Source organism: Pilosibacter rotomagensis, assembly GCF_045062245.2.
Lineage (GTDB): Bacteria > Bacillota > Clostridia > Lachnospirales > Lachnospiraceae > Pilosibacter.
In genome coordinates this window covers 3580730-3605822 of the sequence record NZ_CM170323.1, presented here as the reverse complement: position 1 = coordinate 3605822, position 25093 = coordinate 3580730, and the positions used below count along the sequence as shown (strand labels likewise).

Below are 25093 nucleotides of genomic sequence, written 5' to 3'. Positions count from 1 at the left end.
TAAAAAGCCCCCGGATAGGGAATGTGCCATCGGTCAGTTGACCAGCTGCGGTAGTTCCTTATCCGGGGACTTTAATTATGTACTTAAATTACAGTGATCCGCATGATCTGCGGTCAACCAAATTTTACAGATGCTGTAAAAGCTCCAGCTGCTCTCCGTTCGGTCCGATAAAAAACGCGTTGCGGATGCCGCCGAAGATCGGGAGGTCAGCTGCCTTGTCGACACCGCCCCGGAAGTTTGTGATCCCGGCTGCCTTTAAGTCTGCGATGGCAGCGTCGATGTCATTGACTTCGATTGCGATGTGCGGGAAGAGACCGCCCTGGGCGGTCACATCAGTGCCGTCATGTGGCTCGATGATCTCGAGGTCAAAGCCCGGCATGCTGACGATCTTGATGTGGTTTGTTCCGAGTGGCTTCTGGACATCAGCCTGTCCGGTTACTTTTCCACCGAGACATTCGTAGAATTTTACGGATGCTTCAAGATCCTTTGTGAAAAGCGCGATATGCGCAAGTCCTGTGATGTGTTTCATGATAAGAATCCTTTCCGCGTTCCAGCGCAGCAAATCTCCAGATAAAAGCACCAGATCAGAAGCAGATGGTCTTACCTGAGTGATCCTACAGAGGCGGAAACGCTGTTGCTGTAGTTTTTCTATCTCAAACTATGCTTATTATAGGATTATTTGAAACAGAGTGCAAGAAAAAAGTAAGCGACTGATCCCTGCCCGTGTACAGCAACAATTTTCTCAGTGACGGGCGGAAAAAACTGTGCTATACTCTTGTATTATGAAAAATTTTATTGTATTTGATTTGGAATGGAACCAGAACCCGGGCGGTAAGGAAGCGTCTGTGGAGCGGCTTCCTTTTGAGATCTTTGAGATCGGAGCAGTAAAACTGAATGAAAAGCGTGAGAAGGTTGCGGAGTTTCACCGGATCATCCGTCCCTGCGTGTACCGCCAGATGCACCGGATCATCTCTGAGGTGACCCATGTTTCAATCGAAGAGTTAGAGCGGGATGGAGAGCCGTTTGCGGCGGTGATGGAGGATTTCCTTAAATGGTGCGGAGAGGACTGCATGTTCTGCACCTGGGGAAGTATGGATCTTACGGAACTGCAGAGGAACATGGTCTATCATGGGATGACGATCCCGTTCCCGAAACCGTTCCTTTTTTATGATGTCCAGAAACTGTACAGCCTGTGCTATCAGGACGGAAAGGCGAGAATTTCGCTTGATGAAGCGGTGGAGTCCTTTGCGCTTGATGTGGACGCGCCGTTCCACCGGGCACTGGGGGACGCGGAATATACGGGGCGCGTGCTGCAGGCCATGGATTTTGATTCCGTGAAAGATTATGTGTCCGTGGATTATTATCTGCCGCCGGAGAGCGAGGATGAGGAGTTCACGCTACGTTTCCCGGAGTACACGAAGTTCGTGTCACAGATGTTTGACACGAAGGAAGAGGCGATGGAGGAAAAGCGGGTGACGGATATCATCTGCACGAAATGCCGTCGGATGCTGCGGAAGAAGATCCGCTGGTTTTCCTCAGGACAGCGCTATTATCTGTGTCTTGCAACATGTCCGGAACACGGTATGATGAAAGGAAAAATCCGGATGAAAAAGTCGGAGGACGGCAGAGTTTTTGCCGTAAAGACGGTAAAACCGGTGGATGAGGAAGGTGCAGAAGCTGTTTTCCTGAAAAAAGAGGAGGCCCGGATCCGCCGTGCGGAGAAAAGCAGGCAGAAGAAATTCCATGGAGTGGAATAAAGGCTGCAGCCCGGAAGATATGGCAGCAATGGAGCACTTTGCTCCTGAACAAAACGGATGTGAAAAGATAGAAAAAGAGCAGAGGTATTGCTTCAAAAAGCATACATCTGCTCTTTTAGTTTACATAAAATAAAACTTATCGTCTCCGAAAACGATCTCTGAGCCGCTCCCGGAATCCCGGCTGCTTAATCCCGGACTTGGATCTTAAGTGCTCTTCCATGATCATATCAAATTCTGTGGAAGAATATCCCCATTCCTTTAAACGTTTTTCGCGCCGCTGATGACGGAGAAAACGCTCGTTCTGGGCTTTATTTTCCTGATAGATCATGATTCCGAAGACGGCGCCGCCAATGGCTCCGATGACAGCGGCAGCGATCAGGACTTTCTTAACAATGCCGAAAGCAGGAGAGGAGGTCCAGGATGTCTTAGTGCTGCCCGTTTTTTTAGAGGAAGGTTCGGTTTTCTTGTCAGGTGCCTTAGAAGGAACGGTTTCAGCCACAGTCTCAGTCTCCGCGGTATCCGTGCTCTGTTTCACCGCTCCGGGCACATATCCCTGTGTCACAGTCGCCTCCAGATAAGCCTGTCCGACAAGCTTATCCCCATAGCGGTAATCGATCCGTGCGATCGCCCCATCCGGTGCATCGTCAGTCAGGTCGTAGTCCAGTGTGGAAGTCACATCGGAGAAGTTCCCATCCGCAGGTAAAGTCACTGCACTGTTTTTATTTACCGTGAGTCTTGTAGCACTCCCGGAAAAGATCCCGGAGATCGTCAGGTCATCAGCCACCTTGCTGTAAGTGCTGTCCTGATCCGCAACCGGAACGGACTTGAAATTTTTAAATCCATAGTCAAACAGTGCTTTTGTGTCGGAATAATGGGTCTGGTGACCATTGAGAACGACAGCTATGAGCTTCATTCCATCGCGCTCCGCGCATGTCACCAATGTATTTCCCGCGAGCAGGGTGTAACCGGTCTTTCCGCCGATGGCACCGTCGTAATAAAGGGAATCATTCCGCCGCAGCATTCTGTGGTGGGCATAGTAGCGCCAGCCATCCGGGTACTGCTTTAATTTCCCCGCAGGAACGTCATAGTACGTCGTGGAATCAACCTCTACAAATGTCGGATTATTAAACGCCGCCTTCGCGATCAGTGCCATGTCATAAGCGGACACATAGTGATTCGGATCATTCAGACCGCTCGGGTTTGCGAAATGGGAGTCCGTACATCCAAGCTCCTCCGCCTTCTCATTCATCTTCTCCGCAAAAGCATCAATACTGCCTGCGCAGTGTTCGGCCAGAGCGTTTGCAACCTCATTCGCGGACTGTAAAAGCAGGGCATAAAGACAGTCCCGGACACTTAACGTATCTCCGGCGCGGGCCCCTAGAATGGAGGAGTTCGGCTCAAGAGAGTTCACCGCTGTGTTGGAGAACGTCACGGTCTCATCAAGTCCACAGTTTTCAATCACGATCAGTGCCGTCAGGATCTTTGTGATACTTGCCGGATAATACGGTTCATGGCTGTTCTTCTCGAATAAAACCGCTCCCGAATTGATGTCCATTAGGATCCCGCCGTCCGCCGAGATCGAGATCTCCGACGGCCACTCAGCCGCCGCATATGCCGTCTGTCCCGGACAAAAACCGAGGATCAGCGTCAGACAGAGAAAAATACTTAAAATTCGTTTCATGGAACTCCTTGAAAAAATTGCCGCCATGTTTACCCGACGTGGCGGCTGTTTTGATGTCTTAAATCCCATCGGCACAGCCGATCAGGAATGGATTTTGCCTGTAATTGTGAAGGATTGAACGATCACAGTACTCGTACTATGGATTATAGCAGTTTGAAGACAGGGCTGCAACCGATAAATGATATAAAAAGAGCCGACAGATCTATCTGCCGGCTCTTTTATATAATACCAGATTTCCAACAAAAAATACCATAACGATCCCTGCAAACACCATCGCGATCCGGGCGGCGGTATCGAAAAAGAAACCTTCCGGAACGATGTTGATGAGCATGTCTGTGCGTGGATCGAGGACCCACAGATCATTGTTGAAAAAGATTTTGTGGAAAACAATGAAATATTTTGAAAAGTCTGTGGATATAATGCCGATCAGGGCCAGTGCTACGGCAAAGACCGCGCCGGTGCCGATACAGAGGGATTTCGGGATCAGGCGTTTTAACGCCGCAGTCCGCTCTGAGCTCTTATGCCCCCAGAAATAAGCCAGGGCCGCGAAGCATAGGGTGATCAGGATCCCGATCCGGCGGAGCCACAGGCCGCCGATGAAGAGTCCCCGCACGTCCTCCATGTGGGCAATCTCCCGGTCATTAAAAAATTCCCGGTATTCCCCGCCCATGGTGGTGTATACGTGAAGGTTTTCACGCTTTCCGCGAAGAAATGCCATCATTTCATCGGTAACGTCTAAAAGATCATCCATGGTCATCTCAGGAAGATCATTTAGAACCTGATATTTCGTGTATTCCTTCTCATAATATCCCGGCGTCCAGTAGGCGATCGCCTCCACGGACGTGATAAGGAACGCGATGATCAGCCAGAACGCGGTGAAGATCCCGGCGGCGTAGGTAATGGTCTTTGCTGTTTTTGTCATTTCGTGGTACTCCGTTTGATTACTTTTAGTCTTGTGAACTCCTCGCGGTCCTTTTCCTCCAGGGCGTTGGTGATGTCCTTCACAAGTGCCTGGTATGACGGGATCGTGATGTTCTTTAGTGCATTAGCCCGCTTCTGGGTCTTCTTAATGCTCTCGGCAAGACGGTAGGCGGATGTCTCCACGGTTGCGAGGTCTGCGGTCAGTTCCTTCACGCGCTCGAAGGCGATCCGTGCCTCGTCCAGCGAATCGCTGGTGCTGTAAAACGAATAAGGCGGTTTTTCATCTTTTGACGGTGTATACTCGACAAGCGGGATCTCCGTTCCCATGATGCTGCGTGCCTTGATCCGGATATCATCCGTGACGGGAAGTGAACCTGCGATCTCCTCCACATAGTGGATTCCCATCTCGATATTGGCCTTCTGGAGTGCCTTGTAGGCGGCGGTAAACGTGGAATCGATCTCGGACTGGATCACTTTTGCCTGATCGATCAGGCCCATAAGCTCCCGCAGCAAGATGTTCCTCTTTTTATCCATCAGTCCGTACCCCTGAGTCGCAAGGGCGAGGGAGTTTTTCGCAAGGATCAGATTTCCCTTGGTGGGGAATGTGTTCGGATTCATGAGATCCCCTCCTTATGAAGCGTCTGAAGCGGCGTCTGCAGGTTTATAATACTTGTCTAAGATCTTTGTGTCAATACGGTCGAGCTCTTCTCGCGGAAGAAGTCCTAAAAGCTCCCAGCCGATGTTTAAGGTGTCGATGATGGTACGATTGTCATGGATATCCTGTCCGATGAACCGTTTTTCAAATTCCCGGCCGAATTCCAGATATTTTTTATCGATCGGGGAGAGCTCATCTTCACCGATAACAGATGCGAGGGCTCTCGCGTCGCCCACCTTTGCGTAGCAGGAAAACAGCTGGTTTGCCACATCCTGATGATCTTCACGGGTAAATCCCTCACCGATGCCGTCCTTCATAAGACGGGACAGGGACGGAAGCACGCTGATCGGCGGGTAGATGGACTGACCGTTTAAGTTGCGGTCCAGAACGATCTGACCTTCTGTGATGTAACCGGTAAGGTCCGGGATCGGGTGGGTGATATCATCGTTCGGCATGGTAAGGATCGGGATCTGTGTGACAGATCCGTTGACTCCGGCGACGATTCCGGCGCGCTCATAGAGAGATGCCAGATCACTGTATAAGTATCCCGGATATCCCTTACGGGACGGGATCTCGCCCTTTGAGGAGGAGACCTCACGCAGCGCCTCAGCGTAGGAGGTCATATCCGTCAGGATGACCAGGATATGCATGCCCTTTTCAAATGCGAGGTATTCGGCAACTGTGAGGGCAACCTTCGGTGTGATCAGACGCTCGACGACCGGGTCATTTGCAAGATTGATAAACATGGCAACATGGTCCAGGACGCCGCTCTCGCGGAAGGTACGTTCAAAATATTCGGCAACATCGTACTTGACGCCCATAGCTGCGAATACGACGGCGAATTTTTCATCGGAATTGTCTCCCAGAGAGGACTGCATGACGATCTGCGCTGCCAGCTGGTCGTGGGGAAGTCCGTTTCCGGAGAAGATCGGGAGCTTCTGTCCGCGGATCAGGGTCATCAAACCGTCAATGGCGGAGATACCGGTACGGATGTAGTTACGCGGATATTCACGGGCCACCGGGTTTAACGGCTTTCCGTTTACATCCAGTTTTTTATCAGCTAAGATCGGTCCCAGACCGTCGATGGGATTTCCAAGACCGTCAAAGGTACGGCCTAACATATCGGCGGAGACGCCGATCTCCATCGGATGTCCGGTGAGACGGGTATGAGTGTTTTTCAATGCCATATTTCCGGTGCTCTCAAACACCTGGATTACGGCTTTATCCTCGTACGCCTCGATAATGCGTCCGAGCTTCTTTTCTTTTCCGTCGACGGTCATTTCCACGATTTCATCATAAGATGCTCCGGAAACGCCTTCGAGGACGGCAAGAGGGCCGTTTAAGGAACTAAGGCCAAGATATTCGACTGCCATTGTGATCTGCCTCCTTATGCGTTGCGCTCGATGACGGAATTGTAGAAGTCATCGATCTGCTTCTTATAGTCGTCAAACATGTCGAGACGGTCATTCGGGACGTCATATTTGATGGCAATGATCTTCTCAAAGATCTTTTCTTCTTTGAGGACGGATACCGGCATGCCCATGGCAACGAGGGCACGGGATTTTTTATAGAGATAAAGGATGATCTCCATCATCTTAAACTGCTTTTTCAGCGGAACGCAGGTATCTTCCTTATGGAAAGCGTTCTGCTGAAGGAAACCGAGACGGATAACCTTGGCGATCTCGAGAACGAGCTTCTGGTCATCAGGGAGAACATCGGATCCGATCAGTTTTACGATCTCCATCAGGCTGCTTTCCTGATTCAGGATCGTGACGAGCTGGTTACGGTAATTGACAAAGTTTTTATCCACATGCTCAGAGTACCAGGAAGAAAGATCCGTGAGGTATTCCGAGTAGCTGGTCAGCCATTGGATCGCCGGGAAGTGTCTCGCGTAGGCGAGGTTCTTATCAAGTCCCCAGAAGCAGCGGACGAAACGCTTGGTGTTCTGTGTGACCGGCTCGGAGAAATCGCCGCCCTGCGGGGATACGGCTCCGATGATGGATACGGAACCTTCCGTTCCGTTTAAGTTCTGGACCATTCCGGCACGCTCATAGAACTGGGACAGCCGGGATGCCAGATAAGCCGGGAAACCTTCCTCGGCCGGCATTTCCTCCAGACGGCCGGAGAGCTCACGGAGAGCCTCTGCCCAACGGGAGGTGGAGTCTGCCATGATCGCTACGTTGTATCCCATGTCGCGGTAGTATTCTGCAAGTGTCAGGCCGGAGTAAAGACTCGCCTCACGGGCGGCAACCGGCATGTTGGAGGTATTGGCGATCAACGTAGTCCGCTCCATCAGTGGGTTTCCACTCTTCGGGTCGATCAGCTCGCTGAATTCCTCCAGAACCTGTGTCATTTCATTTCCACGCTCGCCGCAGCCGATGTAGATGATGATATCGGCATCGGACCACTTGGCGATCTGGTGCTGGGTCATGGTCTTTCCGGTACCGAATCCGCCCGGGATCGCCGCCGTGCCGCCCTTTGCGAGTGGGAACAGGGTGTCAAGGATACGCTGTCCTGTGATCAGCGGTTTGGATGCCGGATAGCGCTTTACGGTCGGACGCGGGATGCGGATCGGCCATTTCTGTGTCATAGTGATCGCTTTTTCCGTTCCGTCCTTTGTCATGATCGTGAGCAGTGTATCATTGATCGTATATTCACCGTCGGAGACAACGGAGAGAACATCGCCCTCCAGATCCGGCGGGATCATGACTTTATGGGTAATGGCTCTCGTCTCCGGGACCTCCGCGATGATGGTGCCGCCGTAGACATGATCACCGCGCTTTACGGTCATGTGGGTCTGCCATTTCTTTTCTGTATCAAGGGATGTTACATGAACACCGCGGTCAATATAATAGCCGCTTGATTTTTTGATAGCGGCTAACGGACGTTCGATTCCATCAAAAATATTTGTGATAATGCCGGGGGCAAGTGTGACGGAGACAGGAGCTCCTGTTCCTGTGACCGGCTCTCCGGGCTTCAGACCTGTGGTCTCCTCATAGACCTCGATCGTTGTGCGTTCGGAGGTCAGTCCGATGACCTCGCCGACGAGGTTTGCCTCTCCGACGTAGACCATCTCATTCATCTGAAAACCGGAATCACCGGCAATATAGACGATCGGGCCGTTGATTCCGTAAATTGTGCCTTTTGCAGCCATGTTGATTTCCTCCAAAAATGTTATAAAAAGTAACTGTCCGGCAGGTCTGCGCGTGTACCGCGTTGCCCGCGGAAACGTATCGCACAGTTACAGTGAGAACTGGAAGTCCTGTTCAGCTTCTTTGATCTTCGTCTCAAAGGAGTTATCGATCAGGATATTTTTCGAGGCGATGACGGCCCGCGTGCCGCCGAGAAACGGGTACTGGCTGACGCGGATGTCGCAGTCGGTCCTTAAGGATAAAAGATTCTGCTTTTCCTTGTCGGACGGGTCGATATAGATGTGGATCTCACTGGATCCTGCAAATGCTTTTTCTTTTTTGATCTGCGCCTCTAAGAGTGCGTCATATTTCGGGGTCTCCATGAACCGCGCCAGTTTGTCGCGAAGCTCAGAGAAGACTTTTCCGCGGAGTTCCTCATCTTTTCTGCTGTAGGAACGGCGGATCTCGATCTGGCCTAAGGACAGGTTCTTGTTGGTCTCCCGTGCGATCCGCTCTTTTTCGGCAGCGATCTGCAATGCTGCCTGCTTTCTGGCGTTTTCTTTATGCTCATTCAGGATCTTTTCCTCATAAGCAGTATAATCAGAGACTGCCTGCTCGTATTTCTTTAATGCGTCGCCTGTGCAGATGTCTTCAAAATGCTGTAATTTTTCTTCGGTTGTCAAAGCAGCCACCTCCTTGATTCCAATATCGATCTGCAGCGGTTCCGGATCGCTGTCGCCTGCGGACGGAACCGCTGTGTGCATACTATAACTTTAGTCCGATCGCGTCATTTACATATGCCGTGATGAAATCGGGCCGCCGTCCTGTTCCGTGGCGGTCCGGGATTTCGATGAGAAGCGGCTTTTTATGTTCTGTGCGTACCGTCTTAACCAGCTCAGGATACTTCTTTCCGAGCGTTTCGGTGAGCAGGATGATCCCGATATTTTTGTCTTTTAACACTTCGTTCAACGCCTTTTCCAGCGTTCCTTTTTCGTTTGCGATCACACCGTCCACGCCCGCCAGCCGCATGCCGGTCAGCGTGTCAGTGTTATCGCTGATCAAATACATTCTCATAGCCGGTCTCCATTCCTGGTAATAGTTCAGCCATGTTGTCAGGCATTAAAGTTTACCGATGATCATGAAGGAAATGATAAGTCCGTACAGGCAGACACCTTCGGCAAGACCTACGAAGATAAGAGATTTACCAAGAATGGAGGAATCCTCACTGATAGCGCCAAGTGCTGCGGATGCTGCCGCGGAAACGGCAACGCCGCCGCCGATACAGGAAAGTCCGGTGGAAAGAGCAGCTGCGATGTAGCCCATACCGGTGGAGATGCCGCCGGCTGCAGCTGTGGACTCGGCTGCGAATGCGGTACCGCCAAAGAGTACACAAACGGCGAAGAGCATGGTTCCGAAGAACATTACGGTGTTGGCTGCGAGGGCTGTTTTATAGCGTCCTTTTGTCTTTTCACCTGCGGCGAAAGCTCCGAAGGGGACAGCAATGCTGAAGATAAGTGCAACGGTTAAAAGAAGTTTTACTGCGATTGTCATGACGATGACCTCCTAAAATCTGTATTTTACCATTTATTTTTATTTCTCGTAGAACGGTTTAAATTCCCGGCCGCTTCCCTTATAGAACCGGCTGAACAGCTCGTAGTACTCGAGACGGAGTACCTGGATCCCGACGATCAGGCCCTCCATGCCGCACACGAACAGGTTTCCGAGAACAATGACCGGTATGGACGGTGCTCCGGTTTCTGCGCCTGCGAGCATTAAAACAACCTGCATCATGGCTGCATGGCTGACGGCGAATGCACCCACACGGACGAAGGAAAGCGTGTTGGAGAAGTAGCTTAAGAGTACCTCAAACAGCTCGAAAAATCCCTGTGTGATGAACATTCCCACGCCACCGGAGATCTTCTCAGATTTCTTTTCCAGAACTGCTGTGAGCGGTTCCTTAAAGAACATCACGAGAAGCGGCAGGACGAACATGATGATCAGGATCGCTGCCGCCGGAAGTGTATGTCCGCTCATGAACATCACGATGGTGGCTGCAAGACTGAAATAAAAGACAAAGCCTGCGAGACCGTTTGTATCGAACCAGGTCTTTTCGGTGTCATGGTTCTTAAAGCTCGTAGTCATGTTTAAGATCATCGTAAAGAGGATGACTCCCATGCCGAGAGCAATGGCAACGACGAACACGGTGTTCAGACGACCCACAAACGGAAGATCCGTCATGGCTTCGGTAGGCTTTAACCACAGCGCCGGGATCACATCTTCAAATCCGAAGACGCTTCCGAAGAGGCATCCGAAGATCGTTGAGAAGAATCCGCAGCAGGAGATGATGGCTGCCAGATCGATTTTTTTGAACTTATAGAGCAGGAAACCTCCGATCAGAAGGACAAGTCCCTGTCCCGCATCTCCGAACATGAAGCCGAAGAAGATGGAGTAGGTGATGGCGATCAGAAGCGTCGGATCAAACTCGTCGTAGGACGGAAGTCCGTACATCTTTACGAACATCTCAAACGGCCGCAGCAGCGGAATGTTTTTTAACTTGGTGGGCGGAATGCTGGTCACGTGCTCTTTGCTGTCTTCTAAGACGAAGAATGTGTCCGCGTCCTTTGCGAGGTCCCTGTGGAGAGCTTCCGCGTCCTCTTTTGTCATCCAGCCGCAGATAATGTAGAACGGATGATCCTTATCATGGGTGCATGCCGCATACTTTCTCACATTGAAGTTTGCTTCATAGGATTTCAGCACCTGGCTGGCATCCCGGAGACTGGTCTGTCTCGTCAGCAGGTACCCGGAATCCTTTGCGTCCAGAGCCTGTTCCTTTGCTTTCAGATTTGCAAGCTCGTTTTCCAGACGTTCGACCTCGGTCTTCGGGGTTCCGGCGTACTCATCCGGGAGATAGATCCTCTCGAACTGCAGGGACGAGAAGACGGTGTCGATCCGGTCGGAGGTGATATCCGGTGTGAAGTAGAGCAAAGAAATATAGTGGTCTGATTCGTGGCATTTGAACAGGATCGTCTCATCCGAGCGGTCGGCGAATGCCTGAAGCTGCGGGAAGCTTTCCTTTCTGATGCGTCCGAACCGGTATTTGATGTGCTTCAGCTTCAGAATTGCCGGAATATCGAAGTCCAGTTCCACATACAGGCGTACCTGCTCCAACAGGGAAGAGACTTCTTTTTCTTTTGCCTTTAAGGACTCCCGCTCCCCATCGGAGGCGGCGAGCTCCGTATCCATGTCATTTACAAGTGTGATGGCGTTCTCCACGGGCATTGTTCCGGTGGAAATCTCCTGCTGTTTTGCGCCGGGACAGGAAGCGAGAAGTTTCTGCGCTTTCTGAAGCGGTTCCCGGTATGGATTGGTTCCGGGATATGGTTCTAATTTTGATGCGGATCTTAATTCGGTCAGCGCGTTTTCCAGCTGGATCTCATAGTGGGAGAGATACTGGTTGACCATTCGGTCCAGATCGTTCTTTGGCCCGGAGATGCTGACGAATTTCATTTTTTCGATCACAGAGCATACCCCCTTTTCTAACTTTCTGCCAGGCAGGTGAGAATTTCTGAACTGCCAAGGCTGTAACGGATCCCCTCAACGGTGGTGATGATTTTTCTGATCTCTTCTTCCTTAAAATAGAAGTAGCTGTTTAACGCAGCCGCGGAATATGGATCATTCCGTCCGGATTTGCTGTACACAGCATCCAGAAGCGCCCGGAACAGGGAATGCAGTTCCGGATTCTCCTGCTGTTCGACGGATGCCAGAAAGATCCGGTTTCCGTAGCGGGTCCCCTTTAGGATCCGGTCAAATTCCTCTATAGACGGCGCTTCGGCAAGCTCCCTTGCCTGAGACTTTTTTAAACGGTGCCATACGGGGATCAGAAGCTCCATAATGGCATCGGCAGATAATTTGTAGTGGCGTTTCGCTCTTGCGAGCCATTCAATATTTAAAAGATCGATCTTTTCACCGGCACAGTCGGCGATGGCCTCCCGGTCGTCTTTTGAAAGCTGGTCTTTTAAACTTTTCCAGAAACGGATGAAGTACAGGATGTCCAGAGCAGATTCGAACTCAGACAGGGAAGTGATGCCCTGATCCTTTAAGTCCTTTAACGGACCATAATAAGGGGTGTTCTGAATGCTGTCCAGATATTCGTCCAGATCTTTTGAATCAGTCAGAGCGGTGAAATCCAGGTGGGAGTGCTTTCGGAAGAAGGGCTCAAAGCTCTTAAAGTTCAAATCTGAGCGTTTTCCGGAAACCGCGTCCCTCAGACACCGTTTCATGACATCGATCTCGAAATGGAGAAAGTAGAGATCCAGAAATTTTCTCTGGGTTCCGTTTGCGAATCGGAACAGCCTTGAGAAATCACCGTAGAGGGAGTGCCACAAAAGCTCTTCGATCTTACTTCTGTGGAGTTCCTCATTTTCGACACCGGAAAAAACATCCCTATAGGCGGGAGAACTTTTCAGGTATTCGACGGCAGCCGGTACATTCTCCATTCCCGCGAGGACCGAGAACTCATCATCCGTGAGGAAATGCCCGCGCATCGCGGCAAGCTTGGCAGCGATCGCACTGTAAGTGATGAGACTTCCCATAGATCACACCTCGGTCATAGAACGGAAGAGGGAGTCCACATACCAGGAATGCTTTTCTTCGTAATGCTGTTCCAGGCGGGCGATCTGGTCACCGGCGGCGGTTTTCTGCCTGTCAAGCTCCGCGGCGGCTTCTGCCTCCATTTTCTGGCGCATGGACTGGATCTCCAGTTCGGTTTCATGATTCAGCTCCTCGTCAAACTGTTTCGTCTTTGCCTCATATTCTGCTGCAAGAGTTTTTTTCTTGTCAGCAGCGCCGTCTAAGATCGCGACAGTCTTTTCTTCAATCTGGGAGAGCTGATTGATGATATTGTTCATTGATTTGTCTCCTTTCTGAGAAGGATTTTCCCTCATCCAGGGGGATGGGGCCAGATACCCGGGAATTTTATGCGGTAAAATTCAAGTCAGGTTTTCCTGGGTGTCTGACCCCGGTAACATCATAATATAACTTGAAAATCAGGAATTTCAAATATATAATAATTATGCTGTTATAACATGAATGTTATAATAATCGAAAAATGCTATAAATGAACAAAAAATTAGCACAAAATTAACAAGATCGTTAAGGCGCGAAAGAAAAAGGGGGAATGATATGGAAATCCAGCAGTTTCGGTATTTTTTGGCGGCAGCGCGGTATGAAAATCTGACAAAAGCGGCAGAAGATCTGCATATTGCCCAGCCGGCATTGTCCCAGTCCATCAAGCGTCTGGAGACGGAGCTCGGCGTAAGCCTTTTTGACCGGAAAAATCACCGGATCGAGCTCAACGAACAGGGGAAACTCCTGAAAAAACGCCTGGTCCCGCTTCTGGAATCCATCGATAATCTAAAGGATGAGCTCTGGGAGTCGGTTTATTCATCAGAGCGCACGATCTATTTAAATTTCCTGTCCGCGTCGAACCTCATTACGAACAGTATTATTTCCTATCGGGCCCTGAAACCGGATGTCCAGTTTCAGGTATCCCAGCTTGAGATGACGGAGAACTGTGATATCCATATCGAATCAAGGATCGCTATATCTGTGACGCCTCCGCATCCGCAGGAACTTCCGGATGGTGTGGTAAGACGGGAATATCTGCGGGAGGAGATTTTTCTGGCAGTGCCGCCGGATTCAAAGTTTGCGAAGCATAAGACCGTCGATCTGCGGGAAGTGAAGGAAGAAAATTTCATCCGTCTCGGAAACGGCTGGCAGCTCCGCGGGATCTGCGATGATTTCTGCAGGAGAGCCGGGATCCGTCCTCAGGCGGTGTTCGAGAGCAATAGTCCCGAGTCGGTGCGAAACCTGATCGCGGCAGGGCTTGGAATCGGCTTCTGGCCGGAGAAGGCCTGGGGCGGAAAGCCGGGGCACGGTGTTGTCCTGATTCCGATCCGCTACCCGAATTGCAGGCGTGATCTTGTGGTCACAGTGTTTGAGCAGGCAGGAAATAAGCCGGTGGTGGATGAGTTTGTGAATTATTTCTGTAAGTATTTTGAGAAAGACCCGTCGGGGATGGGAGATGTGACGGTGTAAGAATGTAGTATAAATGAAAAAAGAACTCTGAAGTCAGCAATAGGGCGGGATCCATCGGAATCCCGCCCTAAATATTGGCTTTAGAGCTTTTTTTGAATTTTATATTCCAATAAGTTATTACTCCGCTGTTAGAAATTCCTTCGCGACATAGGCTTCCTGTCCGTTGTACTTGATGACGGCCCAGGTATCGTCGTGGTCGCGGAGATATTCAACGGATGCGCCCGGGTCCAGTTTTCCGATGCGGTCCGCGTCGGTGGACGGTTCTTTGCGGACGTTTAAGGTCGTTGTTGTCTTGTAGGAGGAGCCGGAAGTTGTGCTCTCCGGTTCGGTCTCCGAGACTGTGGTCTCTGCTGCTTCCGTTGTGATCACTGGTGCGGAGGTCTCCTCTGTAGCCGGTTTCTTCGGCGTGAGGACACGGCTCAGGACGATCAGGATGATCACGAGGACGATCGGGACGACAAACTTTAAGAGGTCTGTGGGCTGGATGCCACTTCCGGAGCGCCCGAAACCGGAAGCTCGTCTTGACTGCTGGGAACGGGTCCCGGACGGGCGTCTGCCGCGAGCCGCTTTTCCGTTGTCTGCAAAGGAGTAGATCTCCTGGGACAGCACGTGGTAGGCCTGGTTTGCATTGTAGGCACCGTTATCGCCGTTTTTGGCGGCTTTTGTGCCGATGTCGTAGATCTGTAAGTAGTGCTCGGCGGTGGACTTTGAGATCCAGCCGTTGTTGTAGAGCTCGCGGATCATAGAGTCCATGGAGCCTTCCATGATCCCCGCCTGTTCACATTGGAGCTTAACCATGTATTCTACGGTCTGTTTTGCCTTGATCATGGACTGGTTGTATTTTTTCTGTCCTATGAGACGCTCGGTCTCCTGAACATTCTGACGGATCTTATCCCATCCGTTAGGAATGTCGTTTCTTGCCATATAAATCCCTCCGTTTTATGTATTTTAACGGCGCGTGAAGGTGAAAATCCGGTGCCGGTGAAGGTGCCGGATACTCACAGATGCCGTTTTCTTCTATGTAATGCTGTGCGCCTGATGAAACGATCGCAGACACGAAAAGAGCGATTTTGTCAGCCATTATCTTTATTATACTGGAACAGTAGGAAAATTGCACGAAAAATTTTTGAACAATTTAAGAATTCTCTGTTTCCAAAAGATATATTGAAAGAAAAATTCTGCGCGTCACTGTTACCTTGCAAAATAAGGCTTTCAATGATAAAATGATACACAAGCAATATCAGGAGGAAATACATTATGAGATTACGCCATATCAAAGGCGCTGAAGAAGAGATTGCTGAGAGCCCATATGTGGTCCAGGATCCGCAGTCACTGAAAGGAAGGTGGCATGAATTTTTTGGAAACGATAATCCGATCCGCATTGAGGTCGGAATGGGAAAAGGAAAATTCATCATGGAGCTTGCCCAGATGAATCCGGATATCAATTACGTGGGAATCGAGCGTTACTCCAGCGTTCTGCTTCGCGGACTTCAGAAGCGCGCGGAGCTGGAGCTTTCTAATATTTATTTTATGAGGATCGATGCCTTAGAGCTTACGGAGGTGTTCGCGGAGAATGAGGTGGAGCGGATCTACTTAAACTTCTCGGATCCGTGGCCGAAGGACCGCCACGCGAAGCGCCGTCTGACATCGGACCGTTTCCTTGCCGTGTATGATAAGATTTTACAGCCGGACGGAATCATCGAGTTTAAGACTGATAATCAGGACCTGTTCCGCTATTCGTTAGAATCCATTCCGGAGGCAGGCTGGCAGGTGACATCCCATACATTTGATCTTCACCACAGTGATATGGCCGAGGGAAATGTTATGACAGAGTACGAGACGAAGTTCTCCGCGGAGGGCAAGCCGATCTGTAAGCTGACGGCCTGTCGCGACAAGAAGGTTACCGCAAAACAGGCTGAATAAGCCGGGAATGTCTGCATATATTAAATGAGAAATGGCAAAAAGGCTGTGTGACGGATGAGTATGTGGACATGTCTGAAGCGGTGGCTCGCGCAGACAACCTGCGACAAGACAGAACTGAACCGGAAGATTATCCGGGTCAAGAAGTGTTTTGACGAGGCGAACGCTGTGGTCTGCGGCAAAAAGAAAAAATAAAAAAGGAGAAAATAACATGGAAGCAGTATTTACAAGCGCAAATTTTGATGTTGATGTTCTGGGATCCGATATCCCGGTAGTTGTGGATTTCTTTGCGACATGGTGCGGCCCGTGCCGTATGATGGCTCCGGTGATCGAAGAGCTCGCTGAGGAGTACGACGGAAAAGTAAAGATCGGCAAACTCGATGTAGACGAGAACAGTGATATTGCTGCCCGCTACGGAGTTATGTCTATCCCGACGATCATCCTTTTTAAGAACGGAGAAGTTTTTTCCAAGAGCGTTGGACTTCAGGATAAAGAAGTTCTGGAAAATGCGATCAAAGAGATGTTGTAGGAAATATAATGGAGAAGCCGGCAAACCCGCATGTTTGCTGGCTTTTTTAATCGTTTTATTTGTACCTGTTTTTTGAAAAACAAAAAAATTAAAAAAATTTCAAAAAAGGTGTTGACTTTTTTCTTGGTTTATCCTATAATACAAAACGTGCCACGGATGAGGCAAACAAAACAAAGAAAAACAACAAACCAAGCACCTTTAGCTCAGCTGGTAGAGCAGTAGACTCTTAATCTATTTGTCCAGGGTTCGAATCCCTGAAGGTGCACGAAAAAAGCACTGTTTTAGCGGATGATAAGCCGCCGGGACGGTGTTTTTTGTTACACTGATATCGAATCATTCAATAATCATATCATTCGTTCAAATACTTGTTACCCGTTATATATTCCCGATTTTATGATTTTAATTTAATTTAAAAATGTGATATACTATATAAATAGGAGAAGTGTATGAAAATTTTACCAACAGGATCCTCATTTAGGGGATCCTGTTTCGGAATCACAGGTAATTAAAGGGAGATTAAAAGGATGAAAGAAATCAAAATCACAGAGATCGAAAACATCAGGATCGGCAGCGCGGAGAATAAAGAAGCGGGGACCGGGTGTACGGTTATTATCTGCGAGCGGGGCGCGGCAGCTGGGCTGGATGTCCGCGGGGGCGGTCCGGCATCCAGGGAATCGGAGCTTTTAAAGCCTATGGCGGCAGCTGACGTGATCCAGGCAGTTTTACTCAGCGGCGGCAGCGCGTTCGGTCTGGACGCGGCAGGCGGCGTTATGGAGTACCTGGAAGAGCGCGGGATCGGCTTTGATGTGGGAATCACGAAGGTGCCGCTTGTATGCGAGTCCTGCCTGTTTGACCTGATGGTCGGGGATTTTAAGACGAGACCGGATAAGGCCATGGGATACGCGGCGTGTGAGGGCGCGGAGAAGAATAATTATCAGGATGGAAACTTCGGCGCTGGAACAGGTGCGTCCGTCGGAAAGCTGGGGGACAAGTCTCTCTGCATGAAGGGCGGAATCGGAAGCTATGCGGTGCAGATTGGGGATCTGAAGGTCGGCGCAATCGTCGCGGTGAATGCGAGAGGCGATATCTATGACTGGAAGGACGGAAAGAAGGTCGCCGGTCTTTTAAATGCGGACAGGAAGACATTTGCGGACACAGAAGAAGCCGTTTATAAGAGCTATGAAGTGGTCAAGAACAAGTTCACCGGCGCGACAGAGAATACGACCATCGGTGCGGTGATCACGAACGCAGCATTCCCGAAGAGCAGCCTCTGCAAGATCGCCGGGATGGCCCACGACGGCTATGCGCGGGCGATCCGTCCTGTTCATACCTCTTCCGACGGAGACAGCATCTACGCGCTGTCTGTGGGCGATGTGAAGGCAGATCAGGATATGGTCGGAACCCTCGGTGCCCAGGTTATGGCGGAGGCGATCCTGAGGGCTGTGAGGAGCGCGGAGTCGGCCTACGGACTTGTTGGAGCGAAGGATTTGTAAAAAAGAGTGAAAAAGAGCGGCTGCCCGGCAAAGCTTTGCCGATATGACAGCCGCTTTTTCTATACGGTTACATCTGTCCTGTCACGCGCAGGTACAGCCCAAGCTCCATCTCAAGCGCCTCTGAAATTCCGCGCTCATCTAATTGGAAATGGCAGTTATGGTGCGGGGAAGAGGTAATCGGGCGTTCGGGATCAGCCATTCCGATCTGAAAGTAGGCACCCGGCTTCTCAAGAAGATAGTAGGCAAAATCCTCACCGCCAAGGGCATCCGGGCGCTCGTAGACGGTATATCCGAGGTCTCTTGTGACACTGCGGACCGTTTCGATCTCCTCCGGCACGTTGATGGCTGCCGGATAGCCCAGAGTCGTGGTCACATCGCAGGTGAGGCCGAATCCGGCGCAGATCCCCCTGCTGATGGAGTGGATGGAGTCAAAGACTTTGTCGATCAGGTCATTGTTTAAAGTGCGGACATTGCCGCCGAGAGTCACGGTATCCGTGATGATATTCGGATACTGGCCGCCATTTATATAGGAAACCGTAAGAACACCGCCTTCCAGCGGATTCTTTTTCTCAGCCAGGATCTGGTTTAAAGCAGATCCGACCATGCAGGCCACGGGGACCGGGTTCAGGGCATTCTGCGGATAACCGCCATGACCGCCCTTTCCATGGATCTTCACTTCATAAATACCGATCGCTGCGGAATACGCCCGGGGAGTCACGGCGATGGTGCCGAGCGGAAACGCGGAAGCACAGTGGAAACCATAGATGAGATCGACATCCTTCATGGCACCTTCCTCGCAGAGCGCCTTAGCGCCTCCCGGGAGCTTTTCCTCGGCTGCCTGAAAGATCAGCTTCACAGTTCCACGGACAAGCTCCGGATGGGCTGTGAGGACCTTTGCGAAGGTTAAAAGGACTGCGGTATGGATATCGTGTCCACAGGCATGCATAACGCCGGGAACCTCGGACTTAAACGGGAGATCATTTTCTTCCTCCACCGGGAGCGCGTCGATGTCCGCGCGGAACGCGATGCATGGACCGGTTTTTTTGCCTTTTATGACAGCGACCGTGCTGGTTCCGGAGATCCCTTCCATCAGCGGGATGCCCAGGGCATTCAGGGTGCTGCGGATGTAAGCGGCAGTGTCTGTCTCCTGAAAGGAGAGCTCCGGGTGTCGGTGCAGGTAACGGCGTGTTTCGATCAGCTCTTTTTCATAAGGGCTTGTGATGGACTTGACAAATTCTTTCATATAAGACCTCCGTTTTTTCGTTTATACTATTTATGGGAACAACTTATCGGAATAACAGCTTATTGGTCTGTGGCTGGATCAAACGACACATTTGCGATCACGACTTCATTGTTAGTCCCGACCCGCATCGCCGGTCCCCAGACACCGGCACCGGAGGTGACAATAGACGTCATAGCCCCCTTTTTCAGGACTCCGCAGGCGTTTTCCCAGAGAAAATGGACCACAAGGTTTGCCGGAAACATCTGACCGTCATGGGTGTGGCCAGAGAGGTCCAGATCGACACCGGCGTCGGAGGCTTCTGACAATTCTCCCGGCTGGTGATCCATGACGATGATGGGAAGTGAGGGATCGAGTGGTTCGGTGATCTCAGCAAAGGTTTTCCGCGGGAGCTGTTCTTTTTTTGCCATATCCTTATCCCGGCGGCCGACAAGATAGAAGGCATTATCGATGCAGACGGTCTCGTCCTCCAGCATCGTGATACCGGCGTGGTGCAGAAATTCCGTAAACCGCCCGTCCCGGACGATCGTTTCCTTCTGTGGAAATGTGAATCCGGCGAGGATCTTCTCGCTTACGTCATGGTTGCCCCAGCAGGCGTATGTGCCGTACCGGCTCTTGATATCGGATAGAATGTCAGCCACCTTATCCGGGTCTTTGATCGCATCGTAATCATTGTCGAAGAGATCTCCGGCAATGCAGACGAGATCGACATTTTGGGAGTTAATGGTGTCTACGATCTTTCTTACATGGGACTTCGTGGAGTTGTATCCAAGGTGAAGATCCGCGATCAGGGCGATCTTAAGTCCCGGAAGAGAGGAACTCTTTTCAATGACGACCGGATCCTGCCGCACATAGACCCGTCTTGCATGCAGGACACCGTAAATGCTGACCATAAGGATCAGGCCAATGGCAAAGCCGCCAAAAATCACGAGATTTTTCGGCATGGTATGCAGCATGGCCGGATACCGGTATTTCATAAAGAAGGAATGGCCGGTGACACGGCGGATCACGTCGAAGGTGATGATAAAAAGCAGGATATATTCCAGAGTGCCGAGCCAGTAGTTGCTGATCACCCGGAGAAAATGGTGAAGTGGTTCTTTTGTGATCAGAAATCCGGTCAGCGGGCTGACGGCAAAAAACAGATAGAGGACTGTGACAGGGATCCTGAAAAACAGTGAATGAAGCGCCGGGGAGCAGGAATCCGCCCAAGCGTAGAGCCATAAAAGAATGTATGCCTGAAATAACAGGTAGATCGGAGATAAAAATACAGCTAACATGAGATACTCCTGATGTTTCGTGGACAGGAATGGTGTATAATGATTCCTGTACAGGTGGTTTATGGTGTAAGTATAGCGAACACTTTAGCAATTTGCAACGGAAAAGAAGAAAAGAGGTTGTTATGATCGATCTGACAGGAATGATCTCCATTCCATATTTAAAGAAAACAGTATTTACCGGAAGTGAAAAGGGAACGAATTTCATGATCCGGAAGATCAGCGGAGAGGAAGGTGAGCCGGATAAGATTCAGGCGGTCACCTGGCCGGGGCCGTTTATTTTTTCTGTGACGGAAGATGAAAAAAAGACGTATCAGGAATTTGAGTTCAGCGAGGACGGGATCAAAGCCGCTGTGGCGTGGCTGAATGAGGTGACATAGAGAGGAATCCTGTATACAAAAAGGCCCGGAAGTTTCCGGGGTGAAAAATATTTTAAGAGCGAGTATGACCGGTGAAGTTAAGCCGGTTATACTCGTTCCTTGTTTTATAGACTTTAGCTGATCTGCGTATACAGAGCATTAGATCTGATGTACAGATGTGGGAGACGTTCCCTACATCGACGGTGTTCTCGCCACAAGATCCAGTGTCACATCCGTAAATCTCTGCTTTAAGAGCGCGCAGATCTCCTTCCGCTGCTCCATAAGCTTCGGGATCATGTCCTCGGTGAGCTGGAGCTTCGCACACCACGGCGCGTCGGGTTTTGTATCACCGGCAGCAGGATCCGGGTACACGCGGACGCGGAAGTCACGGAATCCAAGGTCGGAGAGGGATTTCTCCGCCCATTCCACATCCTTTAATACAGAAGATTCGATGGAAATTCCCGATGGAACTCTCGTCGCAAGACAGGCGTAGGCGGGCTTGTTCCATGTAAATAATCCGGCATTTCGGGAGTATTCCCGGAGTGCCGTTTTTGTCACTCTGGAAAGGCGCAGCGGGGACAGTACCTTCATTTCTTTTAAAGCGCGCATGCCCGGGCGGTCACCGGCGTCATCGGAGGCATTCGTTCCGTCCATGATCTCGGTAAAGCCGTCCTCTTTTGCGGCTTTCAGGATTCCGCCGAATACCTGATTCTTGCAGTAGTAGCAGCGGTCTTTCGGGTTGCTCTTTACGACTTTATCTGTCAGCACATCAAAGGGCAGGACCGTCATGTCCGCGTGTAACGATTCAGCGAGAAGCTTCGCGTCATCTAACTCAAATTGCGGCTGGAACGGCGTGGAGACATAGTAGGCATGTACATTTGCTCCGCAGGCCTTTGCGGCATAGAGAAGATAAGAGGAATCCGTTCCGCCGGAAAAAGCCAGAGCGATGGTAGAATGTTCCGCAAAAAATTCCCGGAGTGCGGCCGGAACGCAGTCTATGGAAACGTTGATCGTGTTGTTCATAAGGAATTCTCCGTCCTTTCATATTCTCAAGTTGAACGTCCGTGAGACTTGCCGCGTGATTCTGGCCAGAGAAGCTGACATATTTCTATCAAAATCACTGCGCATCCTCGCGGAGCGTTTATTTTAGCAGCCTCGTACGGGCGGTCATATCTTCATAGTAAAATGGTAGGTTTAATTTATTCATTATAATTCGCAGAGACGCAGAAGTCAAGCGTGTAACCGGGAAGGTGTTACCGTCAGACGGAATTCCCGATTTTTATAGATTTTCAGTATTTTCATTTCAGTATGTTTGTTATATCATAGATGAATAAAATGACAAGGAGGATGCAGGCTATGGAAGACAGAGAACTAATCGTGAAGACATCCGCGTATATAGACCGTCACAGGGACGAGATGCTGTCGCTATGGGAAAAGATCGTTTCTATCGAAAGCGGAACCCCGGATAAAGAGGGCGTTGACCGGGTAGGTGCGGTCTTAAAGGATGAACTGGAAAGTGCCGGAGTGGAGACAGCTGTGATCCCGATGGAACGTTTCGGAAACCTTCTGACAGGCGTATGGCATAAAGAGGCAGCAGGCCAGCCCATCGTCCTGATCGGACACATGGACACGGTATTCGCGAAAGGCACGCTGGAGAAAAATCCGTTCCGCATCGATGAGAACGGAAATGCCCACGGACCGGGAGTTCTGGATATGAAGGCGGGACTTGTGATCGCTGTCTATATTTTAAAAGCGCTCCATGAATATGGATATGGGAAACGCCCGATCCGCGTTGTCTTTGCGGGAGATGAGGAGAACGGACACCGTCAGACAAATGCGGAGTCAGAGATCCGGAAGCTCTGCGCGGGATGTGCGGCGGCATTCAACTTTGAGACGGGATTTATCGATGACGGACTCGTTGTCGGAAGAAAAGGTTCCTGCCGTGTGACACTCACCGTTCACGGAGTCGCGGCCCATGCTGGAAATGATCCACAGCGCGGAAGAAACGCAATTTTGGAGATGGCGCATAAGGTCATCGAGATCCAGAAACTTCATGACTTTGAACATGGACTTTTTGTGAATGTAGGGGTGATCCAGGGCGGAACGGTTGCAAACGCAGTGGCTGCGTCCTGTGAGGTTGGAATCGATATCCGCTACGACAGCTTTGAGCGCCTTGAGGAAACACTTCAGACGATCAAAAAGATTGCGGAGACGAGAACTGTCCCGGACACGACGGCAGATGTGACCTGGACGAAGCCGAGTACGGTAATGCCGGTATCGGAGAAAAATCTGGAGCTTTTCCGCCATGTCCAGAAGGCGGCAGACATGATCGGTTACGGAAAGCTGCAGACAAAGAAAGTCGGCGGATGGTCCGATTCCTGCCTGGCTGCGGCGGAAGGCGTTCCGGTAGTTTGCGCCATGGGCGTCAAGGGCGCGAACAATCATTCAATGGAGGAGTATGCGGTAGCTGAGACGCTGTTTTCCAGAGCGAAACTGGCATTGGCTTCCATCATTACGTTTTGACAGACATGAAAGAGACAAGAAAAAAATATGACATGCTGACGGACAATCCGGGAAAATCCCTGCTTTTCTTCGTGCTTCCGATGATACTCGGAAATCTATTTCAGCAGTTTTACAACATCACGGACTCAGTAGTGGTAGGAAAATTCGTCGGGGAACAGGCGTTAGCGGCGGTTGGCGCATCCTATGCGATCACGAACGTCTTTATCGCCATCGCCATCGGCGGCGGAATCGGAAGCTCCGTGGTGATCTCCCAGTTTCTGGGGGCGGGAAAACTCGCGAAGATGAAGACGGCAGTCTACACGACGATGTTCAATTTCCTTGGGATTGCGGCGTTTCTGGCAGCAGTGGGGATCCTGTTCAACAACCGGATCCTGAATCTCGTCAACGTACCGGAGGATATCTTCTCCGACGCGGCGCTGTATCTGGCGATCTACTTTATCGGACTGCCGTTCCTGTTCATGTATAACGTTCAGGCATCGATCTTCAACGCGTTGGGAGATTCAAAGAAGCCGCTGTACCTTCTGATCTTTTCTTCCCTGTTAAACATCGCGTTGGACATGATCCTTGTGATCGTTTTCAAGCAGGGTGTCCGGGGCGTTGCGCTGGCGACACTGATCGCACAGGGAATCTCGGCGGTGATCTCCTTCCTTCTTTTGATGCGGAAGCTAAAGGGGTATCCTGCCGAGGAGCCGGTGCGTCTCTACAGCGGAGAGATGGCGGTCTCCATGGTGAAAATCGCCGTTCCGTCCACGCTGCAGCAGTCCATCGTACAGATCGGAATTTTGCTGGTCCAGTCTGTGATCAACAGCTTCGGCTCCACGGCAATCGCCGGATACTCCGCAGGCATGCGGATCGAGTCCTTGAGTATCGTGCCGATGCTGGCCATGGGAAATGCTATGTCAACCTTCACAGCCCAGAATATGGGAGCCGGAAAGATCGACCGGGTGAAGGAAGGTTACCGCATGTGTTATGTGATCGTCCTGACGGCGGGTGCTGTGCTCTGCGTGATGTACCAGCTGGCAGGAGGCGCGTTCGTGTCCCTGTTCCTTGACAGCGGCAGCAGTGAGGCGTATTCGGTGGGACTCAGTTATGTGAAGTTCTTATCGTTTTTCTACTCGTTTATCGGCCTCAAGGCGTCCACGGACGGTCTGCTGCGCGGCGCAGGTGATGTGACGGCATTTACGGTGGCAAATCTCGTGAATCTCGCGATCCGTGTCAGCGTGACGAACCTGTTTGCTCCGGTCTACGGGATTCAGGTAGCATGGATGGCGGTTCCCCTTGGCTGGGCCGCGAATTATGTGATCTCGTTTGGATGGTATCTGACAGGAAAATGGAAGAAGGTCCGCGTGATAAAGAAGTAATATACGGATAGGAAATCTCCGGACTGAGAAATGCTGTACAAAAGTGCAGGCAGATTTTATGAAATATGAAAAAATAGTTCCGATGGTTCAGATTTGATGTAAAATGAAAACGGATCGATCTGGTTGGCCGGAAGGGCATACAGTATCAATTAC

General features: G+C 50.6%; 26 protein-coding genes and 1 tRNA gene. 11 read left to right on the top strand and 16 right to left on the bottom strand.

Features of this window, described 5'->3' with window-relative positions; genetic code table 11:
* Nucleotides 1-124: 124 nt before the first annotated feature.
* Complete coding sequence (locus ACI3EW_RS16340; RefSeq protein WP_147326965.1) at nucleotides 125-529, bottom strand: VOC family protein; 405 nt, start codon at nucleotides 527-529, stop codon at nucleotides 125-127.
* Nucleotides 530-782: 253 nt separating this feature from the next.
* Between ACI3EW_RS16340 and ACI3EW_RS16335 the strand changes: the two genes are divergently transcribed.
* Both ACI3EW_RS16335 and ACI3EW_RS16330 read left to right on the top strand, forming a co-directional pair.
* Nucleotides 783-1757, top strand: a complete 975-nt coding sequence (locus ACI3EW_RS16335; RefSeq protein WP_485663241.1) for a 3'-5' exonuclease — start codon at nucleotides 783-785, stop codon at nucleotides 1755-1757.
* A complete protein-coding gene (locus ACI3EW_RS16330) occupies nucleotides 1744-1890 on the top strand; it encodes a hypothetical protein (protein WP_405578537.1) in 147 nt (48 codons plus the stop codon). Before ACI3EW_RS16335 ends, ACI3EW_RS16330 begins: the two co-directional genes overlap by 14 nt.
* A gap of 3 nt (nucleotides 1891-1893) precedes the next feature.
* Here the strand turns inward: ACI3EW_RS16330 and ACI3EW_RS16325 are convergent, their stop codons facing one another.
* The 11 genes from ACI3EW_RS16325 to ACI3EW_RS16275 all read right to left on the bottom strand — a co-directional run bounded on the left by ACI3EW_RS16325 (nucleotide 1894) and on the right by ACI3EW_RS16275 (nucleotide 13052).
* Nucleotides 1894-3438, bottom strand: coding sequence for a D-alanyl-D-alanine carboxypeptidase family protein (locus ACI3EW_RS16325; protein WP_405578535.1), 1545 nt, complete (start codon nucleotides 3436-3438; stop codon nucleotides 1894-1896).
* Between the two features lie 202 nt (nucleotides 3439-3640).
* Nucleotides 3641-4360 carry a TIGR01906 family membrane protein gene (locus ACI3EW_RS16320; protein ID WP_329751922.1) on the bottom strand — a complete coding sequence of 240 codons (720 nt, stop codon included), beginning with the start codon at nucleotides 4358-4360 and terminating at the stop codon, nucleotides 3641-3643.
* Nucleotides 4357-4977 (bottom strand): V-type ATP synthase subunit D, encoded by a 621-nt coding sequence (locus ACI3EW_RS16315; RefSeq protein ID WP_405578532.1) that lies wholly within the window; start codon nucleotides 4975-4977, stop codon nucleotides 4357-4359. Before ACI3EW_RS16315 ends, ACI3EW_RS16320 begins: the two co-directional genes overlap by 4 nt.
* 12 nt (nucleotides 4978-4989) lie before the next feature.
* Nucleotides 4990-6387, bottom strand: a complete 1398-nt coding sequence (locus tag ACI3EW_RS16310; RefSeq protein ID WP_118531237.1) for a V-type ATP synthase subunit B — start codon at nucleotides 6385-6387, stop codon at nucleotides 4990-4992.
* A 14-nt stretch (nucleotides 6388-6401) separates the two neighbouring features.
* The gene (locus tag ACI3EW_RS16305; RefSeq protein WP_117470999.1) at nucleotides 6402-8168 is read right to left on the bottom strand and encodes a V-type ATP synthase subunit A; all 1767 of its coding nucleotides are present in this window, start codon (nucleotides 8166-8168) and stop codon (nucleotides 6402-6404) included.
* An 87-nt stretch (nucleotides 8169-8255) separates the two neighbouring features.
* Complete coding sequence (locus ACI3EW_RS16300) at nucleotides 8256-8837, bottom strand: V-type ATP synthase subunit E (RefSeq protein WP_346011192.1); 582 nt, start codon at nucleotides 8835-8837, stop codon at nucleotides 8256-8258.
* A 73-nt stretch (nucleotides 8838-8910) separates the two neighbouring features.
* Nucleotides 8911-9219, bottom strand: coding sequence for a V-type ATP synthase subunit F (locus ACI3EW_RS16295; protein WP_118531239.1), 309 nt, complete (start codon nucleotides 9217-9219; stop codon nucleotides 8911-8913).
* A 45-nt stretch (nucleotides 9220-9264) separates the two neighbouring features.
* A complete protein-coding gene (locus tag ACI3EW_RS16290; protein ID WP_015552854.1) occupies nucleotides 9265-9696 on the bottom strand; it encodes an ATP synthase subunit C in 432 nt (143 codons plus the stop codon).
* Between the two features lie 39 nt (nucleotides 9697-9735).
* A complete protein-coding gene (locus ACI3EW_RS16285; RefSeq protein WP_405578525.1) occupies nucleotides 9736-11664 on the bottom strand; it encodes a V-type ATP synthase subunit I in 1929 nt (642 codons plus the stop codon).
* Nucleotides 11665-11681: 17 nt separating this feature from the next.
* Complete coding sequence (locus ACI3EW_RS16280) at nucleotides 11682-12737, bottom strand: V0D/AC39 family V-type ATPase subunit (RefSeq protein WP_118531243.1); 1056 nt, start codon at nucleotides 12735-12737, stop codon at nucleotides 11682-11684.
* Between the two features lie 3 nt (nucleotides 12738-12740).
* Nucleotides 12741-13052: a hypothetical protein gene (locus ACI3EW_RS16275; protein WP_015552856.1), complete on the bottom strand. Its 312-nt coding sequence runs from the start codon at nucleotides 13050-13052 to the stop codon at nucleotides 12741-12743.
* A gap of 274 nt (nucleotides 13053-13326) precedes the next feature.
* On the opposite strand from ACI3EW_RS16275, the gene ACI3EW_RS16270 reads away from it, so the two are divergent.
* Nucleotides 13327-14241: a LysR family transcriptional regulator gene (locus ACI3EW_RS16270; protein ID WP_405578521.1), complete on the top strand. Its 915-nt coding sequence runs from the start codon at nucleotides 13327-13329 to the stop codon at nucleotides 14239-14241.
* A gap of 117 nt (nucleotides 14242-14358) precedes the next feature.
* Here the strand turns inward: ACI3EW_RS16270 and ACI3EW_RS16265 are convergent, their stop codons facing one another.
* On the bottom strand, nucleotides 14359-15165 hold the full coding sequence (locus ACI3EW_RS16265; RefSeq protein WP_485663240.1) for an SH3 domain-containing protein: 807 nt from the start codon (nucleotides 15163-15165) through the stop codon (nucleotides 14359-14361).
* Nucleotides 15166-15498: 333 nt separating this feature from the next.
* On the opposite strand from ACI3EW_RS16265, the gene trmB reads away from it, so the two are divergent.
* The 5 genes from trmB to ACI3EW_RS16240 all read left to right on the top strand — a co-directional run bounded on the left by trmB (nucleotide 15499) and on the right by ACI3EW_RS16240 (nucleotide 18183).
* Nucleotides 15499-16164: a tRNA (guanosine(46)-N7)-methyltransferase TrmB gene (gene trmB, locus ACI3EW_RS16260; protein WP_118531249.1), complete on the top strand. Its 666-nt coding sequence runs from the start codon at nucleotides 15499-15501 to the stop codon at nucleotides 16162-16164.
* 54 nt (nucleotides 16165-16218) lie between these two features.
* Nucleotides 16219-16356 (top strand): hypothetical protein, encoded by a 138-nt coding sequence (locus ACI3EW_RS16255; protein WP_166462232.1) that lies wholly within the window; start codon nucleotides 16219-16221, stop codon nucleotides 16354-16356.
* A gap of 16 nt (nucleotides 16357-16372) precedes the next feature.
* Nucleotides 16373-16690 (top strand): thioredoxin, encoded by a 318-nt coding sequence (gene trxA, locus ACI3EW_RS16250; protein WP_215701937.1) that lies wholly within the window; start codon nucleotides 16373-16375, stop codon nucleotides 16688-16690.
* 192 nt (nucleotides 16691-16882) lie between these two features.
* Nucleotides 16883-16955 (top strand) — tRNA-Lys (locus ACI3EW_RS16245).
* Between the two features lie 259 nt (nucleotides 16956-17214).
* Complete coding sequence (locus ACI3EW_RS16240; RefSeq protein WP_015552862.1) at nucleotides 17215-18183, top strand: P1 family peptidase; 969 nt, start codon at nucleotides 17215-17217, stop codon at nucleotides 18181-18183.
* A 67-nt stretch (nucleotides 18184-18250) separates the two neighbouring features.
* Here the strand turns inward: ACI3EW_RS16240 and ACI3EW_RS16235 are convergent, their stop codons facing one another.
* Both ACI3EW_RS16235 and ACI3EW_RS16230 read right to left on the bottom strand, forming a co-directional pair.
* Entirely contained in the window at nucleotides 18251-19426 is a 1176-nt protein-coding gene (locus ACI3EW_RS16235; protein WP_405578512.1) for a M20 metallopeptidase family protein, read from the bottom strand.
* A 59-nt stretch (nucleotides 19427-19485) separates the two neighbouring features.
* Entirely contained in the window at nucleotides 19486-20700 is a 1215-nt protein-coding gene (locus ACI3EW_RS16230; protein WP_405578509.1) for a metallophosphoesterase, read from the bottom strand.
* A gap of 122 nt (nucleotides 20701-20822) precedes the next feature.
* Here ACI3EW_RS16230 and ACI3EW_RS16225 point away from each other — a divergent pair, with 122 nt between their 5' ends.
* Nucleotides 20823-21077 (top strand): hypothetical protein, encoded by a 255-nt coding sequence (locus ACI3EW_RS16225; RefSeq protein WP_215701934.1) that lies wholly within the window; start codon nucleotides 20823-20825, stop codon nucleotides 21075-21077.
* Between the two features lie 171 nt (nucleotides 21078-21248).
* On the opposite strand, the gene larE is transcribed toward ACI3EW_RS16225, so the two are convergent.
* Complete coding sequence (gene larE, locus ACI3EW_RS16220) at nucleotides 21249-22079, bottom strand: ATP-dependent sacrificial sulfur transferase LarE (RefSeq protein WP_405578506.1); 831 nt, start codon at nucleotides 22077-22079, stop codon at nucleotides 21249-21251.
* Nucleotides 22080-22412: 333 nt separating this feature from the next.
* Between larE and ACI3EW_RS16215 the strand changes: the two genes are divergently transcribed.
* Together ACI3EW_RS16215 and ACI3EW_RS16210 are read left to right on the top strand one after the other, a co-directional pair.
* Nucleotides 22413-23579 (top strand): M20 family metallopeptidase, encoded by a 1167-nt coding sequence (locus ACI3EW_RS16215; RefSeq protein WP_405578503.1) that lies wholly within the window; start codon nucleotides 22413-22415, stop codon nucleotides 23577-23579.
* 5 nt (nucleotides 23580-23584) lie between these two features.
* Entirely contained in the window at nucleotides 23585-24940 is a 1356-nt protein-coding gene (locus tag ACI3EW_RS16210) for an MATE family efflux transporter (RefSeq protein ID WP_215701931.1), read from the top strand.
* The last annotated feature ends 153 nt before the right edge of the window (nucleotides 24941-25093 follow it).